15 protein-coding genes and 1 pseudogene are annotated in these 13,762 nt (G+C 59.0%); 9 read left to right on the forward strand and 7 right to left on the reverse strand.

Annotation, left to right across the window (positions count from 1 at the left end):
- Position 1: 1 nt before the first annotated feature.
- From BFP95_RS05230 to BFP95_RS05240, 3 genes are read right to left on the reverse strand one after another with little or no spacing between them, the layout of a single operon-like run.
- On the reverse strand, positions 2–685 hold the full coding sequence (locus tag BFP95_RS05230) for an HAD hydrolase-like protein (RefSeq protein WP_065872943.1): 684 nt from the start codon (positions 683–685) through the stop codon (positions 2–4).
- Positions 676–2,205, reverse strand: coding sequence for an MFS transporter (locus BFP95_RS05235; protein WP_065872942.1), 1,530 nt, complete (start codon positions 2,203–2,205; stop codon positions 676–678). The genes BFP95_RS05230 and BFP95_RS05235 overlap by 10 nt, the downstream gene beginning before the upstream one ends.
- A 57-nt stretch (positions 2,206–2,262) precedes the next feature.
- Positions 2,263–2,751: a GlcG/HbpS family heme-binding protein gene (locus BFP95_RS05240; protein WP_065872941.1), complete on the reverse strand. Its 489-nt coding sequence runs from the start codon at positions 2,749–2,751 to the stop codon at positions 2,263–2,265.
- 111 nt (positions 2,752–2,862) lie between these two features.
- On the opposite strand from BFP95_RS05240, the gene BFP95_RS05245 reads away from it, so the two are divergent.
- The 5 genes from BFP95_RS05245 to BFP95_RS05265 all read left to right on the forward strand — a co-directional run bounded on the left by BFP95_RS05245 (position 2,863) and on the right by BFP95_RS05265 (position 7,534).
- The gene (locus tag BFP95_RS05245) at positions 2,863–3,744 is read left to right on the forward strand and encodes a LysR family transcriptional regulator (protein ID WP_065872940.1); all 882 of its coding nucleotides are present in this window, start codon (positions 2,863–2,865) and stop codon (positions 3,742–3,744) included.
- Between the two features lie 263 nt (positions 3,745–4,007).
- Entirely contained in the window at positions 4,008–4,982 is a 975-nt protein-coding gene (locus tag BFP95_RS05250; protein ID WP_065872939.1) for an EamA family transporter, read from the forward strand.
- Between the two features lie 142 nt (positions 4,983–5,124).
- The gene (locus BFP95_RS05255; protein WP_065872938.1) at positions 5,125–6,462 is read left to right on the forward strand and encodes an MFS transporter; all 1,338 of its coding nucleotides are present in this window, start codon (positions 5,125–5,127) and stop codon (positions 6,460–6,462) included.
- Positions 6,463–6,680: 218 nt separating this feature from the next.
- A complete protein-coding gene (locus BFP95_RS05260) occupies positions 6,681–7,133 on the forward strand; it encodes a thiol-disulfide oxidoreductase DCC family protein (RefSeq protein WP_065872937.1) in 453 nt (150 codons plus the stop codon).
- Positions 7,130–7,534, forward strand: coding sequence for a DoxX-like family protein (locus BFP95_RS05265; protein ID WP_065880600.1), 405 nt, complete (start codon positions 7,130–7,132; stop codon positions 7,532–7,534). The genes BFP95_RS05260 and BFP95_RS05265 overlap by 4 nt, the downstream gene beginning before the upstream one ends.
- Here BFP95_RS05265 and BFP95_RS05270 read toward each other — a convergent pair.
- Positions 7,446–8,606 (reverse strand): saccharopine dehydrogenase family protein, encoded by a 1,161-nt coding sequence (locus tag BFP95_RS05270; RefSeq protein WP_065872936.1) that lies wholly within the window; start codon positions 8,604–8,606, stop codon positions 7,446–7,448. The genes BFP95_RS05265 and BFP95_RS05270 overlap by 89 nt on opposite strands.
- 80 nt (positions 8,607–8,686) lie before the next feature.
- A complete protein-coding gene (locus BFP95_RS05275; RefSeq protein ID WP_065909460.1) occupies positions 8,687–9,853 on the reverse strand; it encodes an MFS transporter in 1,167 nt (388 codons plus the stop codon).
- A 94-nt stretch (positions 9,854–9,947) separates the two neighbouring features.
- Between BFP95_RS05275 and BFP95_RS05280 the strand changes: the two genes are divergently transcribed.
- A complete protein-coding gene (locus BFP95_RS05280; RefSeq protein WP_083224199.1) occupies positions 9,948–10,841 on the forward strand; it encodes a LysR family transcriptional regulator in 894 nt (297 codons plus the stop codon).
- Positions 10,842–10,863: 22 nt separating this feature from the next.
- Here the strand turns inward: BFP95_RS05280 and BFP95_RS28770 are convergent.
- A pseudogene (locus tag BFP95_RS28770) lies at positions 10,864–11,469 on the reverse strand (LysR family transcriptional regulator).
- A gap of 43 nt (positions 11,470–11,512) precedes the next feature.
- Here BFP95_RS28770 and BFP95_RS05285 point away from each other — a divergent pair.
- Positions 11,513–11,791 (forward strand): isochorismatase family protein, encoded by a 279-nt coding sequence (locus tag BFP95_RS05285; protein WP_065872933.1) that lies wholly within the window; start codon positions 11,513–11,515, stop codon positions 11,789–11,791.
- Positions 11,792–11,866: 75 nt separating this feature from the next.
- Here BFP95_RS05285 and BFP95_RS05290 read toward each other — a convergent pair whose 3' ends face one another.
- Positions 11,867–12,628: a pyrroline-5-carboxylate reductase family protein gene (locus tag BFP95_RS05290; protein WP_065909464.1), complete on the reverse strand. Its 762-nt coding sequence runs from the start codon at positions 12,626–12,628 to the stop codon at positions 11,867–11,869.
- A gap of 163 nt (positions 12,629–12,791) precedes the next feature.
- Between BFP95_RS05290 and BFP95_RS05295 the strand changes: the two genes are divergently transcribed.
- Positions 12,792–13,148 (forward strand): VOC family protein, encoded by a 357-nt coding sequence (locus tag BFP95_RS05295; protein ID WP_065872931.1) that lies wholly within the window; start codon positions 12,792–12,794, stop codon positions 13,146–13,148.
- A 55-nt stretch (positions 13,149–13,203) separates the two neighbouring features.
- The gene (locus BFP95_RS05300; RefSeq protein WP_065872930.1) at positions 13,204–13,668 is read left to right on the forward strand and encodes a hypothetical protein; all 465 of its coding nucleotides are present in this window, start codon (positions 13,204–13,206) and stop codon (positions 13,666–13,668) included.
- Positions 13,669–13,762 lie beyond the last annotated feature (94 nt).

Here is a 13,762-nt window from a genome sequence, read left to right on the forward strand (position 1 = left end):
TTCAATGCACAGGCAAGCCAACGATGTCGAGAATGTCACTGAATTTTGTGAGGTTAGCGGCGTTGCAATCGTCGGGCAGAGTTCCGTAGCCCCAACTGGCAAAAGCAAACGGAATTCCGTACGCACGGGCGGCTTCAAAATCGTTCCAGTTGTCTCCGATCATGATCTTGGGAAGCTTTTCATAATCGGCCCGCGCTACCACTGCACTTAGGTGTCTAGGGTCAGGCTTCTTGAAGGCCACGGTATCCCCACCACAAACCACATCCATAAATCTCAACAGGTCGGTTTGCTTGAGAATATCGATGGCGATCATTTCGTTTTTATTCGTACAAACCGATAGTTTCCATCCCGCGTCTCGCAACGCGCTGAGGGTTTCAATTACCCCTTCATAGGGTTTTGTCATCCGGTGGTCAGTATGTTCGTAGCGCGAGGTGAAGGTATCGATCGCTTCTTCCAAATCATCCACTCCCCGCAAGCAGAACGCCCGCTTGGCAAAAGAACGCATTCCGTCACCGAGGAATAATGAAGTGGTTGCGACCAGAATTGGCTCAAGATTCCGCTCGATCAGAATGGTGTTCAGTTGCGCGGTCATGTCGCCCGCAGAGTCGACAAGAGTACCGTCAAGGTCAAAAATGATTGCGCCGGTCTCAATCGGGTGTGCAACTTCCAGGTCATTTATCGACATGTATTTTTACTCACGTTTTGCAGGGCTATGGCTTTTTTGCTACGCATCAGCACATACACCCCAGCGGATGCGAGCAGCGAGAACAGAGCGGCAATCACAAAGGCGCCCGCGAATCCCTGGCTGTAACTCTGCTGAGCGAGCCCCTTCAGCGTTTCGGTTAAGTCGTGGGGATACAGTGCGATAGCACGCTCGAAGTCGCCTGCCATGACGTACTCGGAAAATCCGGGTTTAGCAGACACTCCCGCGTCTATCAGCCTGCTTTCTACCGCCGATTTCACGCCACTGGCGAGTACCGCTCCCAGTCCGGCGAAACCCAGCAATATGCCGGTGAATCTGGAGGTAGTGCTGATGCCGGATGCCATTCCGGCGCGACTCCGAGACACTGTGCCCATGATGGCCTTCTGGGTTTCGCCATTCAGCAATCCACCGCCTGTTCCCAGAATTGCCATGCCGCAAATCAGCAACAGTTCTCCCTGCTGAACGGCGGCAAACATCAGAATCAGGTTACCAAGTGCAACGATTAAGAGGCCCAGTGCCAGGATGCCCGCGCTTTCAAGGTAAGGTGAAAGCCGCCTGCCTACTTGTGGAAAAATCAGCATCGCAATGGCAAATGGAAGCATGGCGATACCCGCTTGGAGTACGCCGTTGCCACGGCCATTTTGTAGAAAGAGCGGTAACAGCGATGCCATGACTTGAGCAGACGAGGCATAGGCCAGCATCGCGAGTACGGCGCCAACGAAGGGTCTGGCTGTAAACAATTCGAGATCAAGCATTGGGTGAGTACGACGCTTTTCGACCCAGACAAAGACTGCGAAAAACAGCAGGCCCCCGATCATGCTCACGAGGACAGGGATACTCGACCATCCATGACTGGGACCGGCGATGAGCGCCCATGTGGCACTGAACATCCCTAGCGCGAACAGCGCAATTCCCGGGATGTCCAGCGTTCTCGGAACGGGGTCACGAGATTCATCCACCAGCGTCACGACCGCTGCCGCCAGCAATAGGCAGACTGGAATGTTGATATAGAAAGCCCAGCGCCATCCCAGTGAACTGCTGATCACCCCACCAATGAGCGGCGAGACAACCATTGTGAGTCCCATGATGCCGCCCCATATCGCCCATGCGTGGCTGCGCGCTTTTTCATCGTGAAAAGTGTGTCCGATGATGGCTAGGGCAGGAGCAAGCAGGAAAGCAGATCCGACGCCCTGTACCGCTCGCGCCAGATAAAGGCCTGGCGCTGAAGGCGCCAAACCACAGGCCAGAGAAGAGGCTGCAAAGAGCGCTATTCCGAACAAAAAGACGCGTCGTCGGCCGTAACGGTCAGCGATGGAGCCTGCTGGAAGCAAGAGGGCAGCGAAGCAGAGCACATAGGTGCTTATGACCCACTCGACCTCTGCAAACGATGCCTGAAGATCCTTGGCAATGGTTGGCAAAACGATGCCCACGACGTTCGTATCTAGAACGGTCATGGCACAGCCCGCCGACGCGACAGCCAGTATGGCGGCTTCTTTTCTCATGGAATGACAGTCTCTTTTAATAACGGCAGCAGTCACTGCACTTTTTGAAAAGGGCGTTTATTTAAATGCCCCGAGCCCGGCTTGAGCGATCTCTTCATCGTGCTGGGGTGTGTCCGCAGATACCCCTACCGCCCCAACGGTGTGTCCGTTGACGATGATCGGGAAACCACCCCGCATCAGCACAAAGCCTTGTGCGGTGATAGCGGCAGGCCGGGTGCCGTTGATGGCGTCTTCCAGCGCGCCGCTGGGACGTCGGAACAGAGCAGCTGTGCGCGCTTTGCCGGGAGCCAGTTCAACACCCGCTGGGACAGCGGCGTTGTCCATGCGAGCGAGGAGAATGGGCAGGCCAGCACTATCGACAACGGAGATCACGCACGGCCACCCAGCCGTTTGTGCCTTCGTTTGCGCCGCTGAGAGGATCTGTTGAGCGGCGGCAAGCGTCAGAACTGGCTGGCTGGGCAACTCCAATGCTGCTGCTGGCAAGGAAACAAGTGCGAGGGATCCAGCGAGGCCAGCAGCGATTGCGATGTGGGGGAGACGAAACATGATGAACTCCTAGGAAAGTGAGTCCAATGATTGAAACAAGGGAGACAATTCAGAACAATAAAGCCTATTAGCCATATAATTCAGAAAAATTGAATACAGGGGTCAAGTCACGTGGATATTCGCCATCTTCGCTCCTTCGTCACAGTTGCGGAAAATCTGCATTTTTCACGATCAGCTGAGCAACTGGGCGTTTCTGCCCCAACGCTCACTGCGCAAATCCAGGAAGTAGAGAGCTCGTTAGAAGCCAGGCTTTTTAACAGAACAAAGCGGTCTGTCGCTTTGACGCCGGCTGGGGAAGCGTTTCTGACAGAAGCCCGCTCTACCCTTGAACAATTTGAAAGAGCTATTAACGTGGGCCAACGTGCAGGCCGAGGCCAGGTTGGCCGAGTGGAAATCGGCTACGTTGGTTCAGCCGCCTTTTTCGGGGTACTCCAAGACCAAGTCCAGCGCTTTCGCAATCAGTGGCCAGACGTCATGGTGAACACCAAGGAACTCCCTACCGAGCAGCTCACGGCACGTCTTGAGGATGGGCGGATTGATGTAGCCTTTGTACGAATGCCCGTGCATCTACCTGATGCAATCTCCAGCCGTATTTTGGCGCGAGACCGCTTCTGCCTTGCGTTGCCAGCTGACCATATCTTGGCAACGACAGAGGATGACATTCGTCCGAGCGCGCTTGCGAGCGAGTTGTTTGTGCTCCCTGAACAAGCGTTAGGGTTGCGTGAAGTGGCCAAGCGCGGAAGATTCGATCCATACATTGGTTCGGTTCCCGGAAGCCTGGTCGAAGTGCTGACACAAGTGGCACTGGGCGTGGGTATAGCGGTAATTCCCAGTGTTCTGATTCAAACTATCCAACTGCCAAACGTGGTTTTTAGGGGGATCGCTGGGCCTCCCATTTTTTCAGAGGTGGGGGCTTTGTTTCGCCGCCATGAGAAGCTGCCGATTGTGTGTAACCTGATTAGCCAGATCCTTGAGACCGATGAGCGCTTATAGGACCGTCTGGGATCGACCGCAGTTATAGAGCGTCAGACCTCCGTCTGTGCCCAGCATCTGGGATGCTCCTCCTGCAACACCTGCCAGTCGGTCCTAAACCACTCCACGTACAAAGGTGTGTTTACGCCCACCCGGCGCGTGAACTGCCTGAACGACCTTGCCCCTTCGCCTCAAACAGGCTACAAATCCCAACACGTAGTTGTACGACAACCTAAAAATAAATAGCCATCCCCGACGATGGCGTCCACTGCACGAGTTCCCCCATGACTGCCCCTGCCCCCGCTCAAACGACATCCGCCCTATTCTCCCGTCCCATCGCCGTGTTGATTCTGCTCTGCATGGGCTGCGCGTTCGCCGGCAACCACATCGCCGCTCGCGTAGCCTTCGATGATGGTGCCGGGGTGCTGCTGGCCATTCTGCTGCGCTCAGGCGGCACTTTATTGGTGCTGGCCGCATTAGTGCTGTGGCAACGTCAAAGCCTGCGTCTGCCGCCCGGTGCGTGGCGCTGGCAAGTAGTGCTGGGCTTACTCATTGCCGCCCAAAGCCTGTGCCTGTATTCCGCCGTAGCCCGTGTACCGGTAGCGGTGGCGCTGTTGGTGGGCAATGTTTTCCCTATTTTGCTGGCGCTGCTCACCTGGGCATTTGGCGGCCCACGCCCCACTGCGCGCACCGCCTTGCTGATGGGCTTGATTCTGGTGGGGCTGGTGTTTGTGCTCGACGTACCAGGCCGCCTCTCCAGCAATACAGACATCGGCCCGCACTGGCTACTCGGCATAACCCTCGCCTTCTGCGCCGCGTTTGTATTCGCCTGCGCGCTGTGGATCACCGATCACAAGTTGTCCCAGGTACGTGGTTCCGTGCGCAGCCTGCTGACGATCTTTATCGTGTTCAGCAGCGTCAACCTCGCCGGCGTGAGTGGTGCCCTTCCAGGCGGCCTGAACTTACCGGCAACGGGTACTGGTTGGCTGGCGCTCGCGACGTTGGTCGTGCTCTACGGCACCGGTTTTATCGTGCTGTTCATTTCCGTCCCCCGCCTGGATATGCCGCGCAATGCACCGGTGATGAACATCGAGCCGCTGGCGACGCTGCTGATGGGCTGGATCGTGCTCGATCAAATGCTCAGCGCCGGGCAGTTGGCCGGCGGTGTCATCGTGGTGACCGGGATTGTGCTGCTGACTTATCGCAAGTCGCCTCGGCCTGCGCCCGAGCCACAATCATCTAGCCCCGCCCATCGATAGCCCCTCGCTTCACCTGGCCCAATTCCTGCCTTAACAAGCCCATAGAGTCGCTACTGACTACGCGGACGACTCTTTTGGGCCCCGCGGCCCAACCGCCTCCCCCGATAATCGATCATCCCCGATCATTCCGAGGCCCTCCCCCATGACGAGCCCGTCCACCGAACAGGTCAGCCCCCAAACCCTGCGAAAGGTCATCATCGCCGCCGGCATCGGTAACTTCGTCGAGTGGTTTGACTTCGCCGTCTACGGCTTCCTCGCCACCACCATCGCCCAACAATTTTTCCCCAGCGGCGACGCCAGCGCCGCGCTGCTGAAAACCTTCGCCGTATTCGCCGTTGCCTTCGCCTTCCGACCCTTGGGCGGGATTTTCTTCGGCATGCTCGGTGACCGGATCGGCCGCAAACGCACGCTGGCCATGACGATCCTGCTGATGGCCGGCGCCACCACCTTGATCGGCCTGCTCCCCACGTACGCGGCCATCGGCGTCGCGGCGCCGATTCTTTTGTCGCTGATCCGCTGCGCCCAAGGTTTCTCAGCCGGGGGCGAATACGCCGGAGCCTGTGCCTACCTGATGGAGCACGCGCCCAGTGACAAGCGCGCCTGGTACGGCAGCTTCGTGCCGGTGTCGACGTTTTCCGCCTTCGCCGCCGCAGCCGTGGTGGCTTACGCCCTTGAAGCCTCGTTATCCGCCGAGGCGATGGGCAGTTGGGGCTGGCGCCTGCCGTTCCTGATCGCCGCACCGCTGGGCCTGGTGGGGCTTTACCTGCGTTGGAAACTGGATGAGACGCCTGCCTTCCAGGCCGTTAAGCAGGAGCACGCAGTCGCTCACTCCCCGCTCAAGGAAACCTTGCGCAACCATGGTGCGGCGATCTGCTGCCTGGGCGCTTTTGTGTCGCTGACGGCGCTGTCGTTTTATATGTTCACCACCTACTTCGCGACGTACCTGCAAGTGGCGGGTGGGCTGAGTCGGGCGGCGGCGTTGCTGGTGTCGCTGATTGCGTTGATCTTCGCGGCGGCAATCTGCCCGCTGGCGGGGTTGTATTCAGATCGAGTGGGGCGTCGGATCACGGTGATGACGGCGTGTGCATTGCTGATCGTGGTGGTGTTTCCGTCGTTCCTGATGGCCAGTTCGGGTTCGTTTGCGGCGTCTATTGTCGGGGTGATGATGCTCGCGGTGGGTGCAGTATTGTGTGGCGTGGTCACGGCGGCGTTACTGTCGGAGACTTTTCCGACGCGCACGCGGTACACCGCCTCGGCGATCACTTACAACATGGCTTATACGATCTTCGGCGGAACCGCACCGCTGATGGCGACGTGGTTGATCAGCACTACGGGGAGCAATCTGTCACCGGCGTTTTATCTGATTGCGGTGGCGTTGTTGGCGTTGGCGGGCGGGTTGGCGTTGCCGGAGACGTCGAGGGTTTCGTTGCATGATGTGGGTTCGGAGGAGAAGGAAGCAGCGCCTTTGCTTTCGCGTTAGGTTCCCTAACACCGGTGCGGGGCTGCTAAGTGGAGTATCAGGCGATAAAGAGGTCGGCAATGCCGCCTTCGCAGCCTCGCCGGGGCTCGACAGCTCCCACATTTGATCTTAATCGGGGCTAAAATTGCGCCCATAGCGACAACCGAAGCCCAACCACCACGATTCGCGCTGAACACGGGTAAGATCCAGCCTAAGCCCGCCCGATTGGACCCTCACTCATGCCCGCATCCCAAACCCGCCCTTCTCCAGCACCTTTGCTCAACCCTGGCGAAACCGTCGTGTTGTTCGACGGCGTGTGCAAGCTGTGCAACGGTTGGGCCAGGTTCCTGATTCGCCATGACCACCCACGCCGTATTCGATTGGCGGCAGTGCAATCCCCCGAGGGGCAGGCGTTGCTGGCTTGGGCGGGGCTGCCACTGGATCAGTTCGACACCCTGGCGGTGATTCGCGACCACCACTATTGGGTGCGTTCGGACGCGGTGTTCGAAATCATCGCGCAACTGCCTGCCGCGTGGCGTCCCTTTCTGCTGTTGCGCGGCATCCCGCGGGGGCTTCGGGATTGGGCTTACGATCGCATCGCACGCAATCGCTATCGGCTCTTCGGCAAGTACACCACCTGCCTGTTACCGGATCCCGATCATGAGCAGCGTTTTTTGAAGGGCCCGTTATGAACGCCCTGGTGCGCATCAACTGGATCGCCCGAGGCGGCCTGGCGTTTATGTTCGCCTATCATGGGCTGGTGCCGAAGCTGTTGTGGCTAAGCGACGGCGAGCGGACGATGATTCAGGCGCACGGGATCGAGCAGGTGCAGTTATTCGCCACGCTGGCGGGGGTTGGCGAGATTGCGCTGGCGTTATGGATCGTGCTTTCACCACGCAATCCCTGGCCGATCGCGGTGGCGGCGACGGCACTGATTGGGTTGCTGGTGGATGTGGCGGTAGTCAGCCCGGCGCTGCTAAGGGAGGCGTTTAACCCTGTGTCACTTAACGTGGCCGGGTTGGCGCTGTGTGCAGTGGCTTGGAATATCCGTCAGAAAAAAGCACGGCCAGGCTCAGGTTCGCCGGATCGTTGATGGCCGCCATGTATTCGTCGACGCTTATCTCACCGACGCACGGCCGCGCGCCGGGTTCGGGTACGTAGCCCTGGGCGAGCTTGATAGCCAGCGCAACGGCGGCGCAGCTAGGGATTTCCGGGCCTTTGTCGTTCAAGGCCGTCAGTTGCACAGCCAGTGACAACGGTTGGCCGTCGGCACCCAGGCCCCGCACATCGATGTACATTGCACTTTTGCCATCACCCAAGCGTTCGAACCAGGTCCCCAGCCGATGCAGCCGTGCGGCCCAGGTGACATGATCACGCACAATTCCCACCCGCAGCGCCTGGGCCAGCAAGTAGTTGGCGACGCCTCCCAGTTTGAGTCCCGCGCCCGCCTTGAAGCTCAAGGTATGGGCGCCATAGCGGCCGGCGAAAATATCCATGTCGGGCACGTCCACATTAGCCAGCACCCGTGTGCCTAGCTGTGGCAGCTTGCGCAGCGTCAGGTCTTGCCAGCCCAACACTTCATGCACCTGGCCGTTCCTGAGCTGCTTGATCGGTTTGCCCGCATAGGCGAGCACACCTTCGACCGTCGACAAGCCCGGCATCTTGGCCGAAGAGGAAATGCCATGCTCGATCGAGTCGATGCGCGTGAAGCGATACCGGTACTGATCGATGATCGCCGACGAGAGCGTCGGCACCGAACTGCACCCCGTGAGAATGGCGACGCCCGCCTGCTTGGCCTGTGCATCCAGCACGCCCACGCCATTGACGAACGTGCGGCAGTCAGACAGGTCGCAGTAGTTCACGCCCGCCTCGATGCAACTCAGGGCGACGGCATAGGACTGCCCCTGAAACGGGCCACCGGTGTGAACCACCAACCCGATGTTCCGAGACTGCAGGACGCCAGCGAATCCGGCCCCCATGGCATCGCCGCACCAGCCTTCGCACACATTGCCCGACTGTGCGTTCAACTCATCAAGTTTGCGCTGCAACTTATGGGGATCACGGCCCGAGAGCACCAGCTCAATGCCCGGGGCTACGGCCAAATGCCGGCAGACAATGCTGCCGAAGTTACCGTAGCCACCGATCACCATCACCCTGAGCGTCATTCCAGTCTTCCCTGAACAATTAATCGTGCGCAGCGTCTAGAGCAGGCTGGCAGCTGAGGCGGCTAACGATACCCGATTTCCTAGACCACCGCAGCGACGGGGGCTCTGGAGCCCCAGGCGAAAGTCAGCACCATCAGCAGCCCGAGACCTGCCATCGCTGCTCCAGCCAGGGATATCGCTGGATACCCTAACCCTGCGTTGATCACCGCCCCACCGACTGCTGCCCCAATCGCGTTGCCGAGGTTGAACGCGCCGATGTTGACTGCCGACGCCAGATTCGGCGCGCCTTTGGCAGCTTCCATCACGCGCATTTGCAACGGCGGTACGACGGCGAAGCTGGCGATACCCCATATGAGGATGCTCATGGCAGCCGGTACCGGCCAACGCATCAGTATTGTGAATGCCAGCAGTACAAGAATCAGTACGCTCAGTGACACGATCAGAGTGCGGTCGATCGAACGGTCTGCCGACTTACCGCCCCACATATTGCCGAGGGTCAAACCGACGCCGAACAACACAAGCATGCCGGTAATAAAGGCAGTGGACGCATGGGTTTCGCTGCTTAAGATCGGCACGATGTAAGTAAACACGGTGAACATCGCGGACGAACCGACGACAGTCAGCGCCAGCGCTGCCAGTACCGGCCCACGCCCCAACACCTTGATTTCGGCCAGCACACCCTCGCTTTTCGCAAGCGGCAGGTTAGGCAGGGCGAACCACAACGCCGCCATCGTCACCACGCCCAGTCCGGAGATACCCCAAAACGCCGTGCGCCAGCCGAGCAGTTCGCCAAACCAGGTCGCCAGCGGTACACCGCCGATGGTCGCCAGGGTCAAGCCCGTGAACATGGCGGCGACCGCCCCGGCGCGCTTGTCCGGCGCCACCACACTGGCGGCCACAATGGAACCGACGCCAAAGAACGCGCCGTGGTTGAGTGAGGTTACGACACGGGCGAACAGCAGGTCGTAATAGCCGGTTGCCAGGGCCGACATCACGTTACCCAGCGTGAAAATAGCCATGAGTCCGATCAACAGAGAGCGCCGGGGAATCTTGCCCGTGGTCAAGGTCATCAGTGGCGCGCCGAGCAGCACCCCCAGGGCATAGGCACTGACCAAAAGGCCAGCGGCGGGAATCGAAACACCAAGGTCCTGAGCGATGTTGGGCAACATGCCCATGGGTGCGAATTCGGTGACGCCGATACCGAACGCACCTACGGCGAGTGCTACAAGGGGGGGATTGATACGCATGGAAGTCTCCTCATTCATGCGCCAAATGTTACGATCTACGCTTTTAGGGCACTAGACCGCTAAATTGGCAATCACCTTTGCGTGCGAGGCAAAAATGGACTTCAACGGCAGGTCAGGTGAGATGGCTGTATTCGTGATGGTGGCGCAGGAAGGAAGCCTGTCGGCTGCGGCCCGGGCGCTACGCCTGACTCCCTCGGCAGTCAGCAGAGTTATCGCCCGCACGGAGCATCGCCTCGCCACCCGCCTGCTGATTCGCACGACCCGAGCGATAACCTTCACTGCCGAGGGCGAGGTGTATCTTCGTGGCGCCCGACGCATCCTGGCCGACATGGCCGAAGTCGAGGAAGCCATCGCCGATCAAGGCGTACCCAAAGGCAGACTGCGCGTCAGTGCTGCCCTGGGCCACGGTCGCATGGCCATCGTGCCCTTAGTGGCCGCATTCAGCGCCCGCTACCCGAACATTGTCGTTGACCTGACCTTGGGCGACGAAGTTGTTGACATCCTCGGCGGCCAAGCTGACGTAGCGATACGCTTTGGCCACCTGCCAGACAGCCCTCTTACCGCGCGCCGAATCGGAGACACCGGCCAGGTACTGGTAGCGTCACCTGAGTACCTGCGGCACCACGGCACCCCTCAAGAACCAGGCGACCTGCTGCGGCACAATTGCCTGCGCTTCAACTTCCACCGTGCGCAGCCCGACTGGCCCTTCGCCCGTAACGGCAGCGAGTTTTCACTGAAGATAAGCGGCAATATCGAATGCAGTAGTGGCGAAGCGCTTGCTCAACTGGCTCGATTAGGTGCCGGTATCGCGCGCATCGGCGAGTTCACTGTTGTAGAGGACGTGCAACGCGGTGATCTGGTCCCCCTGCTGCAGTCCTGGAACCCTGGCGATAGGGAGCCGATTCACGCGGTGTTTGTTGGCGGTACAACCATGCCAGCGCGGATACGTGTGTTCGTGGATTTTTTGCTGGAATACCACCGGATATAAACAACCCCTGGCTCAATCGTTTTCATACCGCCGCGCCCCCCGCAAAATGCGGTGACGTGCCGAAATACTCGATCAACAGTTCGGTGAGGCCCCGAATCTTCTGTGCGGGATGCTGGCCTGCCGGGCGGACCATGTAGGCACCCGCCGGGGGTGGTGGATACCCCGTCATGATCGGCACAAGTGCACCGCTGGCCACGCATCAGGGCTTGATGGGCGATGAGCTCCTGCGGCTTCTTAGGTGAACCGTGAGCCTTGATATAACCCGGACTCGCAACCAGCTTGTCGTTGATCGGACCGATGCATCTTGCGATCAGGTCGGAATCCTGAAGGTAGCCGACCCGTATCGCACAGTCGTAACCCTCTGTGATGAGATCAACAAAGCGATCGCTGTAGCCGGTCTGGATATGCAGCTGCGGGTGTCGTCGGGCCATTTCCGCCAGCACGGGTGCGAAATGTGGCGCCGGCCTCTGTGAGCGCCGCACCGCGAGTAGACCGAGCCAGCAACTGCACGCCAAGTTCTGCTTCCAGCCGAGCCAACCTGCGGCTGACGATTGACTTGGACACGCCAAGCCTAAACGCCCCCCGCATCGGCAACCTCTACGAAGGTCTGAAGCTCTTCAATATCCAAATCAGTGCTCCCCATTTTGCGACACAGCTAACCACCGCACGCTATGATCGCTGAACGTGGAGGTTTCATCTTCCCGCAAATCACCGATGTGTTTCCCGGCCAAGAGGTCATTGACCGGACGTTCATCAACACTTGGGAAGACCCGGTAGTCGTGGATGCGGTAAAAGCCACCGGCCGCAAGCAACTAGTCATCGCTGGCCTGTGGACGGAAATATGCGTCGCACTGACAGAGGTGCTCCAGCAGCATGCCGCCGGCAGCGGCATTGCGTATCTGTGGGAACAGCAGTTGCTCAACACACCAGTGCCAGCCATCGAAGGGTAATTTGAGCGGGGATGAAGAGACGCGGGCACGATACCGTGTCAAAAGGCTGCTTCATCCCCCCTCGTAATAATGTCGTCAGCCTTTCTGTAGCCGCTTAAGCACCTGATCAAACGTCTCGCGCCACGCCTGTATTGCGCCGTTATCCCTGAGTACCTCCAACCCCGCCGCCGTAAACGTCCCTGGCGTCGCAATGGCGCTACCCAACGCTTGCAGGCTGGCCTGCGGCTGGTGCCGGGCGCTGGCCAGGCAGTCTTGCATGTTGCCCATCACAAGCTGCGCAGCCTGCTCTTTCGACAAGCCCTTATCGGTAAACCATTGCTGCAAATCGCTCAGGAAGAAGTAGAACCAACCATTCATGCAAGCCGCCACGGTGGCCAGTTCGAACGCCGCTTCGTCGAGCACTATCAACGAACCCAGCGTGCCCAGTAGCGTCTCATAAGGCTCACAGCCTGGCGTGATCACCACCATGGACTGGTTGATCTGGGCCGCATAGGACAGCATTGCGCGCACGGGGCGCGCCTGTGGGAAGCAGCGTTGCAACTCGCTGTGCTTCAAACCGGCCACCAACGACACCAGCGTTTGCTGGGGTTTGAGCTGTATTTCATTGGACAGCTGCTCGACCACCTCCGGGCGCACACCGAGGAATAACAGGTCTGACTCATCAACGACCTGTTGATTGTCGGCCATCACCTCACACGCGCACTGACGGCTGAGTTGCTGTGCACGTTCGTGGTTTCGCGGAGAAAGCAGCACCCGCCCGGCAAACCCGCCACGGCGCAGCCCGATCACAAGCTTCTCCGTCAGCTCACCCACACCCAGGATTCCAATCTTCAGCACTGTGTTTCCTCCCTTATCTCAAGCCGATAATGGCGCGGTTTCGAAGCATCATAGGCACATTTGGCGACCCCGGTTTCGCCCTGAGTAACTACTCAAGCAAGATTCATGAAGGTGTACGAGTACGTTACACTCGCTGCCTTAAACATCAGCCATGGAGGCAAGCATGAGTGTTCGCGGTCAAGATCGGCAAATCGACAACATCGAGTTCAATGTGGGCGACATTGCCCGCAGCAAAGCGTTCTACGCCAGCGCGTTTGGCTGGACATTCGTCGACTACGGCCCTACCTACACTGAGTTCAGCGATGGCCGCCTTACCGGTGGCTTCACCACGGGTGAGCCGGTTCGACCAGGTGGTCCTTTAATCATTTTGTACACCGACGACCTCGATGCCGCGCAGCAGCGGCTCAAAGCCCTGGGCGCTGTAATTACCCGCGCGACATTTTCGTTCCCCGGTGGAAGCAGGTTCCATTTCACCGACCCTGATGGTTACGAACTGGCAGTGTGGAGTGTTCAACCGTAAACCTGCGCAGTCCCCTCGCAGATGCCCCATTTCTTGATTAGCCCAGGTGTTGTCAATGCGCAAACTTACCCTACCGTTTTTGCTCCTGCTTCTGGGCCTGCACGGTTGTGCCGAAATGCCCGCGTACTCGAACGTCGAGTCCGGCGATATCAACGACGAGTCTCTCTACACCGTCGTCGAAACCGACACCTATGCGGGCAGGCCTCAACGTAGCCTCCTTGACGGCCAAGCGGACCTGAACATCATCCGGATTAACGACAAAAAAGTGGGGGACATTCCGTTCTCCACTTACTACTACCGGAATGACTCCCCTCAGCGCGCCGTACTGACTCCCGGCGCGTACAAGATCCAGTTGGAGTACCACCTGCCCCGCCACTTCATGTTTACGGAGTTGGCGTTTGAGGGGAAGCCCGGCCAAAAGATAATCGCCCGCTCCCAGTACATTGGGCTCAATCGCCTGAAGATATGGCTGGAGGATGCGGCGACGGGGGAAGTCGTCAGTAAGGGTGTGCGCTATTAGGGGGCACCCGCTAGCCTTCGCTTATGCCTGGGGCTGTAGGGTGCCCAATACAATAAGCCCTCTATATTCCACGAGCTGGCCATTGAGTCCGAGT

The organism is Pseudomonas sp. 58 R 12 (assembly GCF_900005865.1).
Classification (GTDB): domain Bacteria; phylum Pseudomonadota; class Gammaproteobacteria; order Pseudomonadales; family Pseudomonadaceae; genus Aquipseudomonas; species Aquipseudomonas tritici.

Bases quoted from the DNA above. Each gene is read 5' to 3' on its own strand.
- BFP95_RS05250 (WP_065872939.1), top strand. From the start codon at position 4,008: ATGACTGCCCCTGCCCCCGCTCAAACGACATCCGCCCTATTCTCCCGT.
- BFP95_RS05235 (WP_065872942.1), bottom strand. From the start codon at position 2,205: ATGAGAAAAGAAGCCGCCATACTGGCTGTCGCGTCGGCGGGCTGTGCC.
- BFP95_RS05230 (WP_065872943.1), bottom strand. From the start codon at position 685: ATGTCGATAAATGACCTGGAAGTTGCACACCCGATTGAGACCGGCGCA.
- BFP95_RS05240 (WP_065872941.1), bottom strand. From the start codon at position 2,751: ATGTTTCGTCTCCCCCACATCGCAATCGCTGCTGGCCTCGCTGGATCC.
- BFP95_RS05285 (WP_065872933.1), top strand. From the start codon at position 11,513: ATGATCGCTGAACGTGGAGGTTTCATCTTCCCGCAAATCACCGATGTG.
- BFP95_RS05265 (WP_065880600.1), top strand. From the start codon at position 7,130: ATGAACGCCCTGGTGCGCATCAACTGGATCGCCCGAGGCGGCCTGGCG.
- BFP95_RS05280 (WP_083224199.1), top strand. From the start codon at position 9,948: ATGGACTTCAACGGCAGGTCAGGTGAGATGGCTGTATTCGTGATGGTG.
- BFP95_RS05255 (WP_065872938.1), top strand. From the start codon at position 5,125: ATGACGAGCCCGTCCACCGAACAGGTCAGCCCCCAAACCCTGCGAAAG.
- BFP95_RS05260 (WP_065872937.1), top strand. From the start codon at position 6,681: ATGCCCGCATCCCAAACCCGCCCTTCTCCAGCACCTTTGCTCAACCCT.
- BFP95_RS05295 (WP_065872931.1), top strand. From the start codon at position 12,792: ATGAGTGTTCGCGGTCAAGATCGGCAAATCGACAACATCGAGTTCAAT.
- BFP95_RS05270 (WP_065872936.1), bottom strand. From the start codon at position 8,606: ATGACGCTCAGGGTGATGGTGATCGGTGGCTACGGTAACTTCGGCAGC.
- BFP95_RS05300 (WP_065872930.1), top strand. From the start codon at position 13,204: ATGCGCAAACTTACCCTACCGTTTTTGCTCCTGCTTCTGGGCCTGCAC.
- BFP95_RS05275 (WP_065909460.1), bottom strand. From the start codon at position 9,853: ATGCGTATCAATCCCCCCCTTGTAGCACTCGCCGTAGGTGCGTTCGGT.